Origin of the sequence: Flagellimonas nanhaiensis, from assembly GCF_003382275.1 — a bacterium.
Taxonomy (GTDB): domain Bacteria; phylum Bacteroidota; class Bacteroidia; order Flavobacteriales; family Flavobacteriaceae; genus Flagellimonas; species Flagellimonas nanhaiensis.
The window spans coordinates 596,684-615,008 of the sequence record NZ_QTJX01000001.1 but is presented as its reverse complement, the minus strand read 5'-3'; the positions used below and the strand labels follow the sequence as shown (position 1 = coordinate 615,008).

General features: G+C 40.3%; 19 protein-coding genes. 2 read left to right on the top strand and 17 right to left on the bottom strand.

All coding sequences use genetic code 11. The features are described from left to right. Nucleotide 1 precedes the first annotated feature (1 nt). The 7 genes from DX873_RS02900 to DX873_RS02870 all read right to left on the bottom strand — a co-directional run bounded on the left by DX873_RS02900 (nt 2) and on the right by DX873_RS02870 (nt 6,085). Complete coding sequence (locus tag DX873_RS02900) at nt 2-1,153, bottom strand: extracellular solute-binding protein (RefSeq protein WP_116183017.1); 1,152 nt, start codon at nt 1,151-1,153, stop codon at nt 2-4. Nucleotides 1,154-1,169: 16 nt separating this feature from the next. After that, nucleotides 1,170-1,967 carry an SDR family NAD(P)-dependent oxidoreductase gene (locus tag DX873_RS02895; protein WP_116183016.1) on the bottom strand — a complete coding sequence of 266 codons (798 nt, stop codon included), beginning with the start codon at nt 1,965-1,967 and terminating at the stop codon, nt 1,170-1,172. Next, nucleotides 1,958-2,398, bottom strand: a complete 441-nt coding sequence (locus DX873_RS02890) for a hypothetical protein (protein WP_116183015.1) — start codon at nt 2,396-2,398, stop codon at nt 1,958-1,960. Before DX873_RS02890 ends, DX873_RS02895 begins: the two co-directional genes overlap by 10 nt. Before the next feature lie 15 nt (nt 2,399-2,413). Beyond that, on the bottom strand, nt 2,414-3,874 hold the full coding sequence (locus tag DX873_RS02885; protein WP_116183014.1) for a sugar porter family MFS transporter: 1,461 nt from the start codon (nt 3,872-3,874) through the stop codon (nt 2,414-2,416). Nucleotide 3,875: 1 nt separating this feature from the next. Continuing rightward, entirely contained in the window at nt 3,876-4,580 is a 705-nt protein-coding gene (locus DX873_RS02880) for an RraA family protein (RefSeq protein WP_116183013.1), read from the bottom strand. Then, nucleotides 4,573-4,992, bottom strand: coding sequence for a hypothetical protein (locus DX873_RS02875; RefSeq protein WP_116183012.1), 420 nt, complete (start codon nt 4,990-4,992; stop codon nt 4,573-4,575). Before DX873_RS02875 ends, DX873_RS02880 begins: the two co-directional genes overlap by 8 nt. 73 nt (nt 4,993-5,065) lie before the next feature. Next, nucleotides 5,066-6,085, bottom strand: coding sequence for a LacI family DNA-binding transcriptional regulator (locus tag DX873_RS02870; protein ID WP_116183011.1), 1,020 nt, complete (start codon nt 6,083-6,085; stop codon nt 5,066-5,068). A gap of 354 nt (nt 6,086-6,439) precedes the next feature. On the opposite strand from DX873_RS02870, the gene DX873_RS02865 reads away from it, so the two are divergent. Beyond that, a complete protein-coding gene (locus tag DX873_RS02865) occupies nt 6,440-8,131 on the top strand; it encodes a DUF7402 domain-containing protein (protein ID WP_116183010.1) in 1,692 nt (563 codons plus the stop codon). A 419-nt stretch (nt 8,132-8,550) separates the two neighbouring features. On the opposite strand, the gene DX873_RS02860 is transcribed toward DX873_RS02865, so the two are convergent. The 7 genes from DX873_RS02860 to DX873_RS02830 are packed head-to-tail and all read right to left on the bottom strand — an operon-like array spanning nt 8,551 to nt 13,462. Continuing rightward, nucleotides 8,551-8,964 (bottom strand): VOC family protein, encoded by a 414-nt coding sequence (locus DX873_RS02860; protein WP_116183009.1) that lies wholly within the window; start codon nt 8,962-8,964, stop codon nt 8,551-8,553. Further along, complete coding sequence (locus DX873_RS02855) at nt 8,930-9,382, bottom strand: NUDIX domain-containing protein (protein ID WP_147296593.1); 453 nt, start codon at nt 9,380-9,382, stop codon at nt 8,930-8,932. The genes DX873_RS02860 and DX873_RS02855 overlap by 35 nt, the downstream gene beginning before the upstream one ends. Before the next feature lie 51 nt (nt 9,383-9,433). Further along, the gene (locus DX873_RS02850) at nt 9,434-9,742 is read right to left on the bottom strand and encodes a hypothetical protein (protein ID WP_116183007.1); all 309 of its coding nucleotides are present in this window, start codon (nt 9,740-9,742) and stop codon (nt 9,434-9,436) included. A gap of 37 nt (nt 9,743-9,779) precedes the next feature. Then, nucleotides 9,780-10,055, bottom strand: a complete 276-nt coding sequence (locus DX873_RS02845) for a hypothetical protein (protein ID WP_232520839.1) — start codon at nt 10,053-10,055, stop codon at nt 9,780-9,782. Nucleotides 10,056-10,081: 26 nt separating this feature from the next. Continuing rightward, nucleotides 10,082-11,056, bottom strand: coding sequence for a deoxyhypusine synthase family protein (locus DX873_RS02840; RefSeq protein WP_116183791.1), 975 nt, complete (start codon nt 11,054-11,056; stop codon nt 10,082-10,084). Further along, nucleotides 11,046-11,984, bottom strand: a complete 939-nt coding sequence (gene speB, locus DX873_RS02835) for an agmatinase (protein ID WP_116183005.1) — start codon at nt 11,982-11,984, stop codon at nt 11,046-11,048. Before speB ends, DX873_RS02840 begins: the two co-directional genes overlap by 11 nt. Nucleotides 11,985-11,998: 14 nt before the next feature. Next, nucleotides 11,999-13,462, bottom strand: coding sequence for an arginine decarboxylase (locus DX873_RS02830; protein ID WP_116183004.1), 1,464 nt, complete (start codon nt 13,460-13,462; stop codon nt 11,999-12,001). A 900-nt stretch (nt 13,463-14,362) separates the two neighbouring features. Between DX873_RS02830 and DX873_RS02825 the strand changes: the two genes are divergently transcribed. Next, nucleotides 14,363-15,067, top strand: coding sequence for an urease accessory protein UreH domain-containing protein (locus DX873_RS02825; protein WP_116183003.1), 705 nt, complete (start codon nt 14,363-14,365; stop codon nt 15,065-15,067). Here DX873_RS02825 and DX873_RS02820 read toward each other — a convergent pair. From DX873_RS02820 to hypD, 3 genes are read right to left on the bottom strand one after another with little or no spacing between them, the layout of a single operon-like run. Then, nucleotides 15,064-16,158: an NHL repeat-containing protein gene (locus DX873_RS02820; protein ID WP_116183002.1), complete on the bottom strand. Its 1,095-nt coding sequence runs from the start codon at nt 16,156-16,158 to the stop codon at nt 15,064-15,066. The genes DX873_RS02825 and DX873_RS02820 overlap by 4 nt on opposite strands. 1 nt (nt 16,159) lies before the next feature. Then, nucleotides 16,160-17,221 (bottom strand): hydrogenase expression/formation protein HypE, encoded by a 1,062-nt coding sequence (gene hypE, locus DX873_RS02815; RefSeq protein WP_232520838.1) that lies wholly within the window; start codon nt 17,219-17,221, stop codon nt 16,160-16,162. A 9-nt stretch (nt 17,222-17,230) separates the two neighbouring features. Beyond that, on the bottom strand, nt 17,231-18,325 hold the full coding sequence (hypD, locus tag DX873_RS02810; RefSeq protein WP_116183789.1) for a hydrogenase formation protein HypD: 1,095 nt from the start codon (nt 18,323-18,325) through the stop codon (nt 17,231-17,233).

Below are 18,325 nucleotides of genomic sequence, written 5' to 3'. Positions count from 1 at the left end.
TTTAATCTAAGGATTGATACAGTTGATTTAATTCTTTGACTATTTGGGCAGAGGCGGTATTTTTCAGTAACCCGTTGTGCAATAGGTCGGCTCCCTGTTCCTGAAACCGATTCCACCCTTGGTGCTGTGGCCGCACATAAGCATTTTGCATGGTTTTTAGTGTATTGGAAAAAAAGTTGTTGCACATTTCGTTGTTCCCTTCATGTTCCCATGCGGCCAGATTGCCAGGTTGACCTCCGTTTTGGGTGTACATACCTTCTTGTATCTCTGCCTTTGCTACGTAGGATGTATACTCTACAGCTAAATCGGCATGTTGGCATTTAGAAGAAATGGCAAGTCCAACACCACCTAAAATTGTGGAAATGCTATGATCAGGGTTGACAGGACTATTGCTAAAATGAACCAAGTTTTTAGAATACCCTTTTCGGGAATAATTGGTGTACCCGAATAAAAAAGGAGCATAGACAATCTCGTCTGTAGCACCCATTGAATCCAGAACCTGAATAGGGTTCCATGTAATGGAACTGGGGTGTAAAAACTCCAAATGGTGTTTGATTTCATCCATGACATTGGCCCCAACTTTTTCGTCCACTTCACGGTCTTTGATAAAATCTCCATTGGTATCTTGGGCGCAAAGGGTAAGGAATGTACACCACAAATCTGTGGGGCACAAAGGCCATGCAACGGAATAGTTCTTGGGTACTTTTTTGTAAAAATCAAATAGGTCCTGCCTTGTTTGAGGAAGCTTTAGCTTCAATCTTGAAATCAAATCGTTTCTGGATGCAGCTACCAATGCCGCAACATCTATGGGCAAAGCGAGCAATTGATCATCAAAATAATATGCCCTGAAACTTGGGCCTACGGATTGTCGCTCCAGTTCTTTCAAAAAGTTTTTGGTCAACCGGTCTTGTAAAGGCAACAAAAGTTGGTCTGCATAAGCTTGTCCCATATACGGATGGTCTATGGTAATTAAATCATAGGCATCTATTAAATCCTCAATGGGCATATCGCCAAATTCCTTTAGTGAACGAATGTCCCACTCAATCTTCACTTTGGGATGCAACTGGGAGAATGCCTTTGAGGTAGCCCTCAGAGGCTCATATCCTCTTGGATGATCCCAAGCAATTCCCTTTAATATGATCTCTACTGACATTCTATGCCTTTTGTGTTCATTCCGTTTCTCTCTTCGGTCTTGGGTCGTATTGAATAGTGTGGTTCATATACGCTCCATCTATATATAGATCTGCCCCGTTGATATAATCTGCCAAATCACTGGCCAAAAAGGCCACTGCATTGGCCACATCAGCGACATTGCCTATTCTGCCTTGAGGAATCCATTTTTCAAATTTTTCCTTTCCGAATTTTTCAATTTCCTCTCTATTCATATTGGTTTCAATTGCTCCTGGTGCTATGGATGCCACTCTAATGTTTTTTTCTGCCAATTCTAGCGAAAGACACTTGGAAAACATCTTTAATCCCGCTTTTGCGGAGCAATAATGAATCAATCCTTTTCTGGGTACGGCATCATGAATGGATGATATATTGATAATCACCCCCCCTCTTTTGTTTTCCATTCTTCTTCCTGCTTCCTGTGAGCAGAGAAAAGGGCCTTTCAGATTTATTCCTATAACCCTGTCCCATTCGTTCTCTTCCATATCCAAAACATGGGTCACACTCTCACTACCTGCATTGTTCACCAAAATATCCACCCTTCCCAATTCTTTGTCCATTTGAAGAAACATCTGCTCCACTTGTTTTGCATCGGCCACATTTGCTTTTCCACAGACGGCATTGACTTTATGCTCTTTCCGAATTTCTTCTGCGAGAATTTCTGCTTTTTCCTTACTACTATAGTAATTGACGAACACATTGGCACCACATTCTGCCAAGGTCCTACAGATTTCAGCGCCAATACCTTGACTCCCTCCTGTAACAAGTGCATTTTTTTCTGATAGATTTATTTGCATTGTTCTATTGTTTGATTAACGGTCGAATTAAAAAGTGTGTTCACCATCTGTTTAAGCTCATTTTGTTTTTTAGAACTCAATGGAAAAAACTCGAAGTCAGAAACATGGGTATTCGATTTCTCTGCAATAAACAGTTCAGAGCCTTCTTGCATGGCGATATTGTGCCATGTTCCTTTAGGAATATTGTACATTACATTATGCTCCATGAGTTCCAATTCAAATTCGGGTTCTCCATCTACAATGGTAGCTGCAATCAGAACTGCTTCTCCTTCAAGGGCCACAAAAACTTCGTCTGTCTTTAGATGCACGTCCAATTTGGTTATCTGATCAATGTGCTGTTCGTCCATATAATTGAGCCGTGCTAGCTGCCATCCATCTTCTATTAAAAAGGGATGATATCCTTTATCCGTTATGTTGAAAGATTCTATCATATCAAAAACACTATTTCAGGATGGGCCCTGAGTTTTATTTTTAGTTTTTCCACGCCAATATTTTTCAATTTCCTCCAGCGTCTTGCCCTTTGTCTCGGGAACAAACTTCCAAATGAACCATATAGCAGGAAGAGTCAATGCAGCATACAGAAAGAAGGTTCCGGATGCTTCAATATTTTCTATGAGGATCGGATTTGTAAGGGTAATTACAAAGCCGGTCATCATTAATGAAAAACTCCCCATGGCAACAGCCATCCCGCGGATACGGGTAGGAAAGATTTCACTGATGATCACCCAGACTATAGGCCCAAACGAAAAAGCAAAGCTTGCCACATACATGAGAAGCGGGATTATTACCAGTTTTGACCCCATTGCAAATAGGACCCCGACACCAAAAAGCGAAACAAATGCTCCAGTAACACCTGCCAATAACAATTTTCTTCTTCCAAATTTTTCAATATTGAAAATTGCCACGAAGGTGAATGCACTATTCACCAGTCCAACCAACACCGCTCCCAAAAATGCGTTTTCAACGCTCTGAATGGATTCATTGATAATGTTTGGAGCGAAATACATAATCGCTGCTATGCCACTCAGGTGGGAAAACATTGGCAACAAAATGCCTATCAACAATGGTATTCGAAGAAAAGGCTGAAATAGTTCACGTATTCCCCCTTCTTCCTCACGAATCATTTCATTGATTTCCTCCATTCTCTTTTCTGCATATTCCTCCCCATTTATCTTAATCATAATTGCACGTGCTTCAGATTGCCTCCCTTTTGAGATAAGCCACCTTGGGGTCTCAGGTACCATAAAAAGTAAGACTAAAAACAGTAATGCAATGGGAATCTCTGTCCCGAACATTCCTCTCCAGAGTTCCTCAACAAAAATCCAATTCCAAAATCCAGCAGCTTCTGTGCCGATTTTCCCCGCCATTCCTCCTGCCTGGTCAAGCACTATCCAATCTATTAGAAAAGCCAACAAAATACCCAGGGTAATGGAAAGTTGGTACAATGAGACCATTCTGCCCCGATTTTCGGGAAGTGAGAGTTCCGCAATATATATTGGTGCTACCACCGAGGTTATTCCCACACCTATTCCTCCAACAATGCGCACCATGATCAAGATGTTGAACGCCATTGCCGAATCTGAGGTAAACCAATACGCCTGATCCAGATTACCCAAAAACTGAGGGGGCAACATGGAACCTATTGCTGATATGGTTAAGCAGCTTGCGGCAACTATCAAGGCTTTTTTTCTACCAAAAGCATCTGTAATGGTACCCGCAACTATACATCCGAAGATGGTTCCCAACAATGCAGATGAGACCACCCAACCCAATGTTGCCGGTGATAGTTGAAAATGCTCCTGCAAGAAGGTGTTACATCCTGAGATAACCGCGGTATCATATCCAAAAAGGAAACCTCCAATGGTGGAGACGAAGCTTATGACCAGTAAATAGGTTGATTTTTTCATTTTACATGATTCCAAATTTTTCAAATGCCTCTACCGTGCTCATGCCGCTTTCAAGGGCTTTTTTGACCAATTGCTCTCCCCTAGCCTTTTCAATAGCTCCGCTAAAGGCTTTTGCCTCAACTTCTTTGGGTACCACAAGAACTCCGTCCCGATCTCCATAAATAATATCACCAGGATTGATTCTTGTACCTTCAATTTCAATGGGCACACGATAATCTATCACTTTGCCACGAGGACCTTGGTCCTGGGCATACCCTCCGTAGGAAAATGTGGGGAAGTCCAGTTTCAAAATTTCATTGGTATCCCTGGACCATCCATGCAATACTGCTCCTGCAGCTTCCAGTTTTATGGCCCTAGTGCTCATTAACCCTCCCCAAAGTGCATAATTGGGCGATGATCCGGTACATATGTAAACCTCATTTTTGCTTAGGCTGTCCAAAGCCTCAAACATGAGTCCGAAGGGCTTCTTCATGAGTGGGTTTTTGGTGTTCTTTGAAGATTCTTCAAAAACATCTGCCTCTAGCACCGTCATGGCCCTGCCGATTACCACAAAGTCATTTTGCAATGGTTTTATGTTAGGTGGTAAAAACTGATGCTCGTACCCCAACTTGTCCAGAATATCGCCGACCAAGGCCACAAATAATTCTGTTTTGGCTATGTTGAATAGCTCATCGTCATTTTTCCAAAGTGGTTTGGTGTTACTCATGATAATTTTGAAATTCTTTGGTTATCTTTTCTCGTATTGTCTGCAAATGCTCTTCAGTCAAATGATTACGCTCCGTATCAATTTGGTCCGTATTGGGGGGCTCAACGCTGAATAGTTCGCTGTCTTCTTCCAAAACAAGTGCATAGTGTGTCTTCTTGGGAATATTGTATGCCAAACCACGTTTCATTGCAACGACGTTGTATTGACCAAAATCTCGTGTAAAAACCAAGACTGTCTTACCCTTTAGCAAAGCCAATGCACGATTCGTGTGCTCATGCTTGTTGAAATATTCCAACTTGCCCACCTGATATTCTTTAGCTTGATAGTTCAACTTACTGACCTGCCAGCTGTCCTTTATTAAAAAAGGATGAGCACCTGTTTCTGGTATTTGATATTTTTCGATCAACCCCATTTCTTATTAACTACTCTAGTTTATTACACCTTTATAACTAAATCGGTTTAGTTATTGTTTGAAAAACTAATTCTCAAGCAACACCGCATGACTTTCTTATAGTCAATTTGGTTTCTAAAATCCGTTCAATACTGCCATTGGTCTTACCCTCCATTTTATCCATTAAAATATCTACTGCCTGTCTTCCAATTTCCGAAGCAGGCTGTGTTATCGATGTTATGGGAGGATCAGTTAAATCAAAGGCATTCAGTTCGTCAAAACTTACTACAGCGACTTCTTTCGGAACTTCAACATTAAGACGCTTCAATTCGCGAAGTCCTGCCGCGGCCAAGTAATGAGTGGAGAAAACAATCGCATCTACCGAACTTGAAGATTCGACTAGTTTTTTGATTTCCAATCCCATCTCTTCCATGAAATTCTCACGACTTACCTCACTTACATGGTTCTTGTCCGGTTTAATACCAGCATTTATCAAAGCATCTTGATAACCCACCAATCGTTGTTGCATAACCTCCAAACCAGGTTTTAGCGTAACAAAACCAATCTTATTTCTTCCTTGGTCAATTAAATGTTCAGTGGCTTTTTTGGTACCTTCAAAATTGTCCACGATAACATAATCGGTTTCCCTATCTGGATAATGTCTGTCGATGAGGACAAAAGGGAAATTGATATTTTTTAAAGCATCAATTTCGCTTTGGTTCTTTTGTGTTGAAGCCACAATAAGACCATCCACTTGGCGATCAAGCATTGATTTTATTAGTTCTCCTTCCTTTTGAGGGTCTTCATAAGAACTACTGAAAATCACGGTATAGCCTAAACCTTTGGCCTGTCTTTCAATGAAACCGGCAATTCTTGCGTAGAACACGTCTGAAATATTGGGAATTATAAGTCCGATAGTCTCACTTTTACCTCTACTGAGCCCCCGCGCCAATTGATTAGGCACGTAGTTGTGCTCTTTGGCATAAGCCAATATTCTTTGTTGTGTGTCTTGACTGATCTTATTTTCATCCCCTTTATTGTTAAGAACAAGAGAGACGGTCGTTTTTGAGACATTAAGTTCTTTGGCGATATCTTTTAGGAACAGTCTTTTCATTTTTAGAATCTAACTAAATCGGTTTAGTTGTTTTATCCAATTATCAGTGATTAAATCTTTTGAAAGAAAACTAAAACGGTTTAGGAATATTCAAACTTAAGCAAAATTTTGTGAAAATGATCGTCGCGTGAAGATATTTTTTTACCTCTAGTGGATAAACAGATAAATGGGTGCTTTGGATTGACTTAGTTATGGTCAGATCATCTCTTTTAGTCCCCACCCTATTGAAAGATTTGCAACGTGCTTGTCCGTTCTCCACAGTTGTTGGTCTAAAACTTTTTATACCTGACCTAAATCAAATTACTTTAACACATCTCTGCCTGAGTATTATTTTTATTAGAATCAAACCAAAAAATGAAAAGCGCATCACTTATTATCTGTATTTTTTTTATCACGAATTTGTTATCCGCCCAACTAACGGACAACACAAAGCGTGAAGGAGACAAAGCTGATCCTGCAAACAGTCCCATCTATGCGTATTACGAATGGGAAAATGAGATTCCCAACGATTGTCCCTTTGAACAATCGGAAGATATCACCAAGGTGGTGTTTACCGGTAGATTTGCCAATTACACTGCAGCGGACACGTGGTATTTACAATCTGCGAATGATGGAAATCTCTACTCTCCTTGGACAGATGGGGAAATGGACGGTTTTTCAACAAATTCCAATATCCGGTCAAATGCAGTGGGACAAGCAAAAGTCATTGGTAGCGATCCCCTCAACCTCAAATTTGAAAACTTGGGAAGAATGTGGGCAGGTGGTACCAATTATTACCCCTGTGTCAGCATCATTGTAGATGAAACGTTCTACATAGGTACGTACAATGCCTTTAATGATGAAGGCTATTTCAATGGATTTAGGTATTCAAAAAACTGGAACCATTTTACCTCCAATACTGAACCTGATTGGAAAAATCAATATTGGACCAATGCCATTGACCTTGATGGCAACTTTTTCAATGAAAAAGGGAAAGCCAAATTTCGAACCCCGCATGCAGTAAATTTTGCCAAGAATGACAAGGCTGAAGATGGACACATTTATTTGAGTGCCCATGGATATAGTTCTGGAAATGGCAAAAACAACTGGGACAAGGGCGATGCCATATATTTATGCAGGGCTGATGCCTCGCCCGAGAGCATTACCAATGCCGAAAGCTATGAGTTTTTTGCAGGCCACACCAGAAATGGCAAACCCATCTGGGAAAAGGGTGTTGAGAATGCCAAGCCTATTTTAGATTGGCCCAATCACCTAGGGAGCGAAAGCATAACGTACTTTCCAAAAATGGACAAGTATATCTTGATGACCTGCAGGCTCAAGGAAGCTGAAGAAAACCTGCCGTATAATGTTACCATTTTTTGGGAATCAGATAAGATAACAGGTCCTTACAAAATTGTGCACTACATGAGGGATTGGGGGGCTCAAACCTATTTTCCGAACATAACGTCTCAATTCATAAACAATGACGGTACCAGTGCTTGGATGACCGTTGCTAGCAATTATAGTGTACAGAACATTAATCCTCACCAAAATCGCTATGCGGCATCAATGCACGAGCTCGCTTTTGTCTTAAAGGATAAACCATTCAAAGAAGTGAAGCTAGACTTAAAAAACATTGCTCCGATGGCAAAAGTATGGGCAACCTCCTTTGAAGAAGATAGTAGACCCGAGGCAGTAATCGACGGTATCATTGATACCAAAACCGGAGACAAAACGAAGGAATGGATTTCCCATGAAGGAAAAGGAGCTATGATCAAATTGGAATGGGATGACGCAAAAACGATTGATAGAATACGAGTATATGATAGTCCAGCAGCAGACCGATGGATTAAAGAAGGGTATTTTGTGTTCAGTGATGGCTCCATGGAATGGATGTATGCAGCTCCATCAAACGGTGCTCAAACTCCTACTGAAATCAAATTCCCTCCAAAAACTGTAAAATGGGTAAAGTTTACCATCACAGATGGAGTTGCCGACTTGTCCGCAGCTCCACTTGCTGGGTTGAGATTAGGAGTCTCAGAAATTCAAGTTTTTGAGGTGGATTGAAGCTGTCAATGACAATCTTCAAGTGCTGAACTCTTTATTAGCAACCTCAGTAAACCACACCAATAGCTCAAATTATTGGTAATAAAAAAGGAACGTATCCTTTCATCTTGCCAAACCTAGATTTTTATATTGGACTAGATGAATTCTATAAAAACAAAAAGCATTGTCAAGTAATCCATTGACAATGCTTGGTTTCCACTGAAAAGTGGTTCGTCGGGATGACGGAACCATCATCTATTATGTAACTCGCTGTTTTTCTGAAAACAACAATGTTGTTTTGCTAGTATTCACCTCTTTGCTTCTCAAGTGAGAAAAAAAGGACGATAAACGTAAAACTTACCGGTAAATTTAATCAACCAAATACAAATTTGGGTATGGGACTGTATTAAAGTATGGGCTTTCTAAATACTGAGATTTCATCATTCGGAAAAAACCTCCTCAGAGTCTTTAAAACTCTTAAATTCTAGCATATATCCATTAGGATCTTGTACGAAAAAAGAAAGGTGCTCCCCTTTTTTGCCTTGCATAAAAGTTGCCTCAGTAGTAACCTCCAAATCCATTTGAAAAAGACGTGTATAAAGTTCTCCCCAAATATCCACAGGAACAATGACTCCAAAGTGGAATGATGGCAATATGTAATTGTCTAACTTATAATTCTTGAAATCAAATGTGAAATCACCTGCTTGAGTAAATGTCAGTTGATTTCCGAAAAGATCTACATCCAACCATTTTTCCGTATTTCTACCCAAACCGGCCATGATGGTATCTCTATAGAAAACTTTTGTTTCCTCTAAATTCTTACATGGCAATGCGAGATGAAATTGTGCGTTCATTTTTACTCATGTTTTTGTTCTGCGTTTTCAAATTTTTAAAATATACCTTAACGGCCAATCTATCTGATTTATCCATAAACCCAATCACTTTCTTCCAGTTCAACCAAAGTGCAGATTGAAACTTATGCTTTTCCAACACTTTAATTTTCAAGGGTTCAAAATGGGCATGGTAGTAGTTCTTAATTATTATCCCCGCTTCCGTTTTATTAACATGTGACATATAAAACTGTACTTGCTCCTCGGTTAGTTGCAACTCTATTTCCTCACCTGTTTCCCTGATAAGGGCTTGTTTATCAGTTTCTTTTCGTTTTTTTACACCTCCCGGAAGTGTATATCTCAAAGGTTTCCCTACTTTTTTGAGTATGAGAACCTTGGATCCGCAAACAGCCAATAATCTTGATTTGACTATTTTCTTCATATTTCCCTTTTTGTTGAAAGGCGCATAAAAATATCCCGCCAAAGGTTGGAGTTAGCCAACCAAATCAAGGCTTACAATGATATAAACATCGTATTCCTCATCATTTTCCCCAATTTCTGTTTCCATCCAATAGGTAACCTGAAATTTCCTCCCTAAAAACTTATTTGAATCCAAGTCGTATTTCTTCGAAGCTTTGATGTCAATATCTGAAAACTCATACTCCAAGCCGTCATCATCAACAAAGGTGTAAGCACCTTCTTCTATACCAATGTAGGTAGCTTCAACAATGAACTCTTCCTGTTGTATGGGCTCAGAAACTGTTATTCCCAAAACCATAAAAATGATAAAAACTGTTTTCATACATTTTTTAAAAATCCATCTTGGTTAATACAATAACTTATTCTTCTTCAAAATCATTGGATCCACTAATGTCAATTTCATCCTCATCTGAATCATTGTCATCATATTCTTCCATGGCCGTAGTGAGTCGCTTGCTCACTTTTACCAAGTACATGGTGTCCTCAGTCGTAACTTCAATACATTCGACCCATTCTCCTTGGGCATTGCGGAAGCTGATAATATCCCTGTCCCCATACCCATCAGGATATCTTTCTACCAACAAATCCAGCAAGGGAGCGTTGAGTTTTTTATAGTCCACAATTACTCTTTTCATATTTCCTGACATACCTTTTTTCATAATTACATATTCAATAAATAGGCAAAAACCAAAGGGGCAACAATTGTAGCATCACTTTCTATAATGAATTTTGGTGTACCTATATCCAATTTTCCCCATGTGATTTTTTCGTTTGGCACGGCACCCGAGTATGAGCCATAGCTGGTAGTGGAATCGCTTATCTGGCAGAAATAGCTCCAAAACGGTGTATCAGTTTCCTCTAAATCCTGATAAAGCATTGGTACAACACAAATTGGGAAATCTCCTGCGATACCGCCACCTATCTGAAAAAAGCCTATTCCATTCTTACTATTGCTTTTGTACCACTCTGCCAAAAAGGTCATATACTCAATACCTGATTTCATGGTACTGGCCTTGAGTTGTCCTTTGATAACGTAACTGGCGAAAATATTACCCATGGTACTGTCCTCCCAACCTGGTACTACCATGGGCAGATTGGCTTGGGCAGCGGCAAACATCCAGGAATCTTTTATATCAATTTCATAGTGTTCTTCCAAGACACCTGAGAGTAAAAGGCGGTACATAAATTCATGTGGAAACAATCGCTCCCCATTTTCATCAGCCTGCTTCCATATTTTAAAAATATGCTCCTGTAACCGTCGAAATGCTTCTTCTTCGGGGATGCAAGTGTCCGTAACCCTATTTAGACCATTCTGCAACAAATCCCATTCATCTTGTGGGGTCAAATCCCTATAATGAGGTACTCTTTTATAATGCGAGTGGGCAACAAGGTTCATAATGTCCTCTTCCAAGTTGGCACCTGTACATGATATAATATGTACTTTTTCAGTACGGATCATTTCCGAAAAAATCTTGCCCAACTCTGCCGTGCTCATCGCTCCAGCCAATGACACCAACATTTTGGAACCTTGTTCCAGCTGCGCTTCATACCCTTTTGCCGCATCGACCAGCGATGCCGCATTGAAATGCAAAAAGTGCTTTTCCAAAAACTGGGAAATTTCCCCTTTACTTTTCATCATATTGCTCACCATTCCTTTCAAATTTTTCAAAATTGTACGGTTGTTCATATTCATCCTCTATTTCGTCCAAATCCTGATTGAACTTGTAGCTCAACATTTTATAGTAAAGTTTTGCGGCCAAGAAATCCGAAGATCTTTCCCTCTCATTGGGACAGAGTTCCACAATATCAAAGCCGACCACATTGCATTCCTTGAAAATTCGTTTAAGAAACTCTAGGGTCTCGTACCAAAAAAGGCCGCCGGGTTCGGGCGTTCCAGTAGATGGAAGAATTGAGGGGTCCAGGGCGTCCAAATCGAAGGTGATATAAACATGCTCCGTCATCAAATCCAGAACATTGTCCATCCAAAAATCATCTGTGACCATTTCATGGGCAAAAAAGACATTGTCCTTATTCATGACCGACACCTCCGATATATCCATACTTCGAATCCCTACCTGTACAAGGTTGGTGGTCTGTGAAGCTTCATACAGGGCACAGGCATGGTTGTATTTGGAGCCGTTGTATTCCTTTCTCAGATCGGCATGTGCATCAATTTGGAGAACTGTAAGTCCCTGATAAGCTTCATCGACGGCCCTGATAGCTCCGATGGATACTGAATGTTCTCCGCCCACCATGGTGACCATCTTTTTCCGACCAACAAATTCTTTGACCACATTATGGACTGTTTTCACCATATCATCTGGAGAATTGAACCCATCCAATGTTTCCGTTAAATAGATTCCCTCCCGATATACTTCACTATTGGTTTCAATGTCATAGAGTTCCATATTCTCCGAAGCTTCCAAAAATGCTTTGGGGCCTTTGTCAGCACCTTTGCCCCATGTACTTGTACCATCATAAGCGACTGGAATAAGTACTACCTTGGACTTTTCCAAGGAGGCATATTCCTCCGGTATCCCTGCATATGTTTCTTTTGGTTCCATCCCTATTTATTTTCTTACTTAATTACCAATGGTCGATTAGCCATTGGTTTTTTTCTCAAATTTTTTGATTCAACAACTTTGGGTTTGTTATAGCCTAGGATTGATAAAAAATCACCAGCGGTTTGCTGCTCCGCAAAAACACGGGTGTTTGGGTTTCCCTCGGAATCTCTATCTATCAAAATGTGCTTGGGCTGTGGAATTAAACAATGTTGAAGCCCACCAAATCCACCAATAGATTCCTGATACGCCCCTGTATTGAAAAAACCGACATATAAGGGCCTGTCTTTTTTGAACTTGGGCAGATAGATGGCGTTCAAGTGCTGTTCCGAGTTGTAATAATCGTCACTATCACAGGTAAGCCCTCCCAGTAAAACCCTCTCATATTCCTCGTTCCACCGATTAACAGCTAGCATGATAAAACGCTTGTTGATCGCCCATGAATCGGGAATAGTGGTAATGAACGATGAGTTGATCATGTTCCACTTCTCTCGATCGTTCTGCTGTTTTTGATATAAAACCTCATAAATAGCACCACCACTTTCACCCACAGTAAAACTTCCAAACTCGGTGAAAATATCTGGAACAGCCACATTAGCTTCTCTACAAGCTTGGTTTATTTGGTTAACTATCTCCTCAATCATATACTCGTAATCGTAGTCAAAAGCCAGCGAGTTTTTTATGGGAAATCCCCCTCCAATGTTTAAGCTGTCGAGCGTTGGGCATATCTTCTTTAGATTGATGTAAACTTTTAGACACTTTAAAAGTTCATTCCAATAATAGGCCGTATCCCTAATCCCAGTATTGATGAAAAAGTGCAGCATTTTTAGCTCAACCTTAGGATTCTCCTTAATTGCATTTTCATAAAAAGGAACTATGTTCTTGTAGCCTATGCCCAATCGTGAGGTATAAAACTCAAACTTGGGTTCTTCTTCAGAAGCAATCCGAATTCCTACCTTGAAATTTCCTTGAATATCATTTCCAAGTAAATCGAGTTCTTCAAAATTATCAATGATGGGAATACAATTTCTCTGGCCACTGTTTATAAGCTGAGCAATTTTTCCAACATATTCATCCCTTTTGAAGCCATTGCATAGCACATAAGTCGAATCTGAAATCTTGCCCTCAGCTTTTAGGTGTTCCACAATATCAATATCGAATGTAGAGGAGGTTTCAATATGGATGTTGTTCTTGAGCGCTTCATTCAGAACGTGCTCGAAATGTGAGCTTTTTGTGCAATAGCTATAATAGTATTTACCCGCGTAACCATGTTTGTCCATAGCTGTGGCAAACCACTTTTTAGCACGCTGAATGTTCTTTGAAATCTTTGGAAGATAGGTAAACTTAAGTGGTGACCCATAACGGCGAATTAATGTCATTAGGTCAATATCATGAAAATGTAAGTTGTTCTCCACAAGTTGAAATTCCTCTTGAGGAAAATCAAAAGTCTGTTCAATCAAATCGATGTATTTGGTCTTCATCTGTGTTTTGTGTATGTAAAAAAGTATTTAAGGACTGTGCTAACAATCAATACTCAAATACGGAATACAAAAAACCGGTCAGGTGTAGAACCAAAGATTCGTAAATACAACTTACGATAAGAAGAAAACATTTCGGAAGTCAGCCCTATTATCCGGTGTCCTATCCCTAAGACGGCTTTTTGGGTAGACTTCCTTATCCCCATAAGCCCGAATTTGAAAAAAGATTTCAAAATAAAAGGCAATGCGTCCGATTAGTTGGACTCATTTACTTAAGGTAAACTTAGTAAAAAAAATCAATCCGCAAACTTTACATGCGTCAATTGTCGTCCGAACTTCCCTCGAACCTAGATTTGAAAAGCCGATAACTAACAGGTTTCAAGAAGGTTTCCGAATAGGTAACCTTTGAAGGTCATATTGAAACAAAATCAGCCATTTCTTATGGGGGTATAAAAACAAAAAACTCTGATAATCATATGATTATCAGAGTTAATTTGTTGACAAAGTATTAAAAGTCGGGATGACTGGTAGATGCCCAGTCCTCCCAATCCCTTTATTTATGGTTCCCCCATGGAAATCTTACTTTGGAGGTAACCGAACAGGTAACTTTTTATTTGATCTAACTTGCGTTAATCCAAGTTCAAGTTATAAAAACCAATCCAAGTAAACACAATTTTGATGAATTTAAAATTCTGTGGTAATTCTACCATAAGAGTTAAATTCACTTATTGGCATAAAATGGGATTTAATGTGAATTGTTTCGGCTTTTAATTGGATAAAGCATGCGGATAGTTCTCTTTTTTCAATATTCTAAAAAAGTATAATTATAACTATACTGGAGCAGTTGCGAACTTATAGCTTCTTTCCGAAGAATTCATTACATTGGATTGATAAAACATCATAATGAACTTTCCACTATTTGCTGGAATAGCAGCCTCGGTATTACATGTTGTTTCGGGTCCAGATCATTTGGCCGCTGTTACTCCTTTGGCCATTGAAACCAAGCGTAAAGTTTGGAAAATAGGTCTTTCGTGGGGGGCTGGGCATCTAACAGGTATGCTTCTCATTGGTCTACTCTTGCTCCTTTTCAAGGAATTTATTCCATTTGAACAAATTTCTGAGCACAGTGAACAATTGGTTGGATTAGTCTTGGTTTTTGTAGGGCTTTGGGCATTATCCAACATCTTCCTCGGAAGCAAAAGCCATAAGCATCCCCATATTCACGGTGGTAACGAGCCTTATATCCATATTCATGAGCATAAGCACGAAGAAAATGTTTTAGAACATAGTCACACCCATAGGAAAATAATCAAACAAAATTTATGGTCTTCTTTTGGTATAGGGGTTTTACACGGGTTGGCAGGAATCTCCCATTTCTTATTGCTCCTACCTGTTCTCGGCTTTGAAAATAGTCAGGACAGCATACAATATGTTTTGGGGTTTGGCCTAGGTACCGTTTTGGCCATGACATTCTATACTTTTCTATTGGGGCAAATGGTCAGTTATTCCAAAAAAAAGAAGAACCCTTCTCTATTCAGAGCCATTCGTCTCTTGGGAGGATTGTTCGCAATCGTTATAGGGATTTATTGGGTTTTTTTAAATTTTTAAAGCTTTAGATCTGTAATGACCACCCGGTGATTACCTGTATCCGCTATTATAAGTGTATCGCCTTGAGTAGTAATTGAAAATGGCCAATATAACGAACTTGATGTCCCCATTAAGGTATCCTTGTTTTCACTTCCAGTATTAAAATCTGGTTTGCCAATGACCGTATTGGCCTTTGCATTGTTTTCGATCGGGATTTCTTTAAACCATAGAATTCTGCTATTCCCTGTATCATTTACCAACAGGCCATTCTTATAAAAACAGGCATCATAAGTCCAATTCAATGATCGTGAAGAAGGAAACAAACCAAATTGATTTTGCCCACAGGCATCAAAGTCAGCCTGACCAATGATGACATCTGCAGGGTCCAAAAATGCTTTGTCTGCATTGTTCCATACCAATGAGCGATAAAACTGCGTGTCTGCCACCACCATTTGATTCTTGTGGTTCACCTTGACAGAGTAGGGCCATATAGGTTCGTTGTTTTCATAGTCCCTAGTCGTGAAGTTTGCCTTCCCTATTACATTATCCGCGGGAATATAGCTTTCTTTAGGAATTTCATCATAAAAAAGGATTCTGCGATTGCCCGTATCAGCTATCCAAAGTCGGTTTCCATCAGAAAATACCCCATATGGCCAGTTCAGGGTCTTCGCAGAAGGATTGCTGCCAATCCCTAAAACATTGGGCTGGTTCGAAACAAAATCGGGCTGACCTAAAACCACATCTGCCGGTTGGCCATTATGGTGCGGCATTTCATGCCAAATCAGTACTCTATGATTCCATGCATCTGCCACTATGAGCATATTTCCATTACTCCATATCCCAGAAGGGTACTGCAATGTTGCAGCATTGACCCCACCACCTGAGTTTCTGCCAGTCTTGGAAATATCAGGCTGGCCCAAAACCACGTCAGGTTCCCGATATTCATTATTTGGAAAACTGTTCCAGATAAAAACACGATTGCGCCCTGTATCGGATACCAATAGATGGTTTTTGGTGGAAAAGACACCTCTTGGGGCCAGAAAAGGAATTTGTTCAGAACCTTTGAAAACACGGGAATTGGAAACGTGTTTCCCTAACGTATCAAAATTCATTTTAGCAAATTCTCGGTAATTGTTCCCCTGGCAACATACTGATCACCCTTTTGCCTCCGATAGCACTTTCCAAAACAACTTGCTTAGGATGGTTTGCCACCACAGTACCAATAATCTTCGCGTTTCTTCCCTTCGTGTCTTGTCGTAGCTTTTCCAGGATAACAGCAGCTTTCTCTTCTGAAACAAACGCAATAAAAAGGCCTTCATTGGCTACATAAAGTGAATCCAGCCCCAATAATTCACAAGCACTGGCCACTTGGTCATCAATAGGCAAGTTTTTTTGATATATCTCAATGCCTACAGCGGTTGCTTCAGCTATTTCCTTTAATACCGTAGCCACTCCTCCTCTTGTAGGATCTGTCAACAAATGAATATCTGTTCCAAAATTATTCAATAAATCCTCAACGCAATGGTTCAGGTAAGTGGTATCACTTTGAATTTCAGAATCGAATTCCAATCCCTCTCGGACTGACAAAATCGCCATGCCATGGGAAGCTATGTTACCACTAACGATGATTTTATCGCCTATCTGAATATTTTTCTTGCCAATATTGGCCTTGGGGTTAATGGTGCCCACGCCCGAAGTATTGATGAAAATCTTGTCTCCCTTACCCTTTTCAACCACCTTGGTATCTCCTGTGACGATCTTTACCCCTGCCTTTTCACAAGCTATTTTTATTGACACCAAAATTTCCCAGAAATCTTTTACGGGCAACCCTTCCTCAATAATAAAACTAAGGGATAGATACTTGGGAGATGCCCCACACATAGCCAAGTCGTTAACAGTGCCATTAACCGCCAGCTCCCCAATATTCCCGCCAGGAAAAAAGATGGGCGAGACCAAAAAACTATCTGTTGAAAAAGCAATTTTTCCATGTAGCTCCAAAAACGCTCCATCATGTCTCTCATCAAGAATATCATTGCTCAGCAGGTCAAAAACCCCGCTATCCAATAGTTTATTGGTCAACATTCCCCCACTGCCATGGCCCAATGTAATGATATCAAAATCCAATATGGGCATAGGGCATTGCAACTGCATGCGTAAATTTTTGTTCTCCGACATTTCTCTTGATTAAATTTCAACCATCCCCGAAAAATGGTAATAGGCAGCACAGGCCCCTTCACTGCTTACCATTGGTGCGCCCAATGGATTTTCTGGTTTACAGGTCTTTCCAAATTGGGAGCACTCATAAGGCTTTTTAATTCCTTTCATGATCTGACCTGAGATGCAAAGTGGATTTTCAGGAGCCTCATCGATAAAAATATCGAATTTTCGGATTGCATCATAACCCGCATACTTATCTCGTACAGCATATCCACTATCAGGGATTTCCCCAATACCACGCCACATTTGATTGCGGACTTCAAAAACTTCATTGATTACTTTCTGAGCATCAAGGTTGCCTTCTTCACGAACAATCCGGGCATATTGATTCTCCACTTCGGATTTGCTCTGCTCCAATTGGCGAATTACCATTAAAATGCCCTGTAACACATCCAAGGGCTCAAAACCGGTCACCACAATGGGAACCTTATATTTTGTCGATAAAGGGTGGTATTCCGTATTGCCCATAATGGTACAAACGTGTCCGGCTGCCAAGAAGCCATCTATTTGGCTCTCCTTATCGTCCATGACCGCTTTAATAGCTGGGGGCACCAAAACATGAGAGGCCAAAATGGAATAATTTTTTACATTCCTTCTGTCTGCATGCACTACTGATAGTGCGTTGGCAGGGGCAGTGGTCTCAAAACCCACAGCAAAGAAAACAACCTCTTTTTCTGGGTTCTCCTCCGCTATTTTTACGGCTTCTAAAGGTGAATACAAAATACGGACATCGGCACCTTCGGCCTTGGCCTGCAACAAACTTTTTTGTGATCCGGGAACACGTAGCATATCCCCAAAAGAACAAAGGATCGCCTCTTTTTCCGTGGCCAAGTGGATTGCCTTGTCAATCAGGTTCAAGGGAGTAACACATACCGGACAGCCTGGACCATGAATCATCGTGATCTTATCGGGCAACATTTCAATAATGCCATTTTTCACCAGACTATGGGTTTGACCTCCACAGACTTCCATAATTGACCATGGGCGTGAAACGGTGTTCTTTATTTCTTCCAAATATTTCTTCGCAAGTTCAGGATCGCGGTATTCAGATAAGTACTTCAT

Coding starts and splice junctions, on each gene's coding strand:
- DX873_RS02900 (WP_116183017.1), bottom strand. CDS start 1,153: ATGTCAGTAGAGATCATATTAAAGGGAATTGCTTGGGATCATCCAAGA.
- DX873_RS02895 (WP_116183016.1), bottom strand. CDS start 1,967: ATGCAAATAAATCTATCAGAAAAAAATGCACTTGTTACAGGAGGGAGT.
- DX873_RS02890 (WP_116183015.1), bottom strand. CDS start 2,398: ATGATAGAATCTTTCAACATAACGGATAAAGGATATCATCCCTTTTTA.
- DX873_RS02885 (WP_116183014.1), bottom strand. CDS start 3,874: ATGAAAAAATCAACCTATTTACTGGTCATAAGCTTCGTCTCCACCATT.
- DX873_RS02880 (WP_116183013.1), bottom strand. CDS start 4,580: ATGAGTAACACCAAACCACTTTGGAAAAATGACGATGAGCTATTCAAC.
- DX873_RS02875 (WP_116183012.1), bottom strand. CDS start 4,992: ATGGGGTTGATCGAAAAATATCAAATACCAGAAACAGGTGCTCATCCT.
- DX873_RS02870 (WP_116183011.1), bottom strand. CDS start 6,085: ATGAAAAGACTGTTCCTAAAAGATATCGCCAAAGAACTTAATGTCTCA.
- DX873_RS02865 (WP_116183010.1), top strand. CDS start 6,440: ATGAAAAGCGCATCACTTATTATCTGTATTTTTTTTATCACGAATTTG.
- DX873_RS02860 (WP_116183009.1), bottom strand. CDS start 8,964: ATGAACGCACAATTTCATCTCGCATTGCCATGTAAGAATTTAGAGGAA.
- DX873_RS02855 (WP_147296593.1), bottom strand. CDS start 9,382: ATGAAGAAAATAGTCAAATCAAGATTATTGGCTGTTTGCGGATCCAAG.
- DX873_RS02850 (WP_116183007.1), bottom strand. CDS start 9,742: ATGAAAACAGTTTTTATCATTTTTATGGTTTTGGGAATAACAGTTTCT.
- DX873_RS02845 (WP_232520839.1), bottom strand. CDS start 10,055: ATGAAAAGAGTAATTGTGGACTATAAAAAACTCAACGCTCCCTTGCTG.
- DX873_RS02840 (WP_116183791.1), bottom strand. CDS start 11,056: ATGAAAAGTAAAGGGGAAATTTCCCAGTTTTTGGAAAAGCACTTTTTG.
- speB (WP_116183005.1), bottom strand. CDS start 11,984: ATGGAACCAAAAGAAACATATGCAGGGATACCGGAGGAATATGCCTCC.
- DX873_RS02830 (WP_116183004.1), bottom strand. CDS start 13,462: ATGAAGACCAAATACATCGATTTGATTGAACAGACTTTTGATTTTCCT.
- DX873_RS02825 (WP_116183003.1), top strand. CDS start 14,363: ATGAACTTTCCACTATTTGCTGGAATAGCAGCCTCGGTATTACATGTT.
- DX873_RS02820 (WP_116183002.1), bottom strand. CDS start 16,158: ATGAATTTTGATACGTTAGGGAAACACGTTTCCAATTCCCGTGTTTTC.
- hypE (WP_232520838.1), bottom strand. CDS start 17,221: ATGTCGGAGAACAAAAATTTACGCATGCAGTTGCAATGCCCTATGCCC.
- hypD (WP_116183789.1), bottom strand. CDS start 18,325: ATGAAGTACTTATCTGAATACCGCGATCCTGAACTTGCGAAGAAATAT.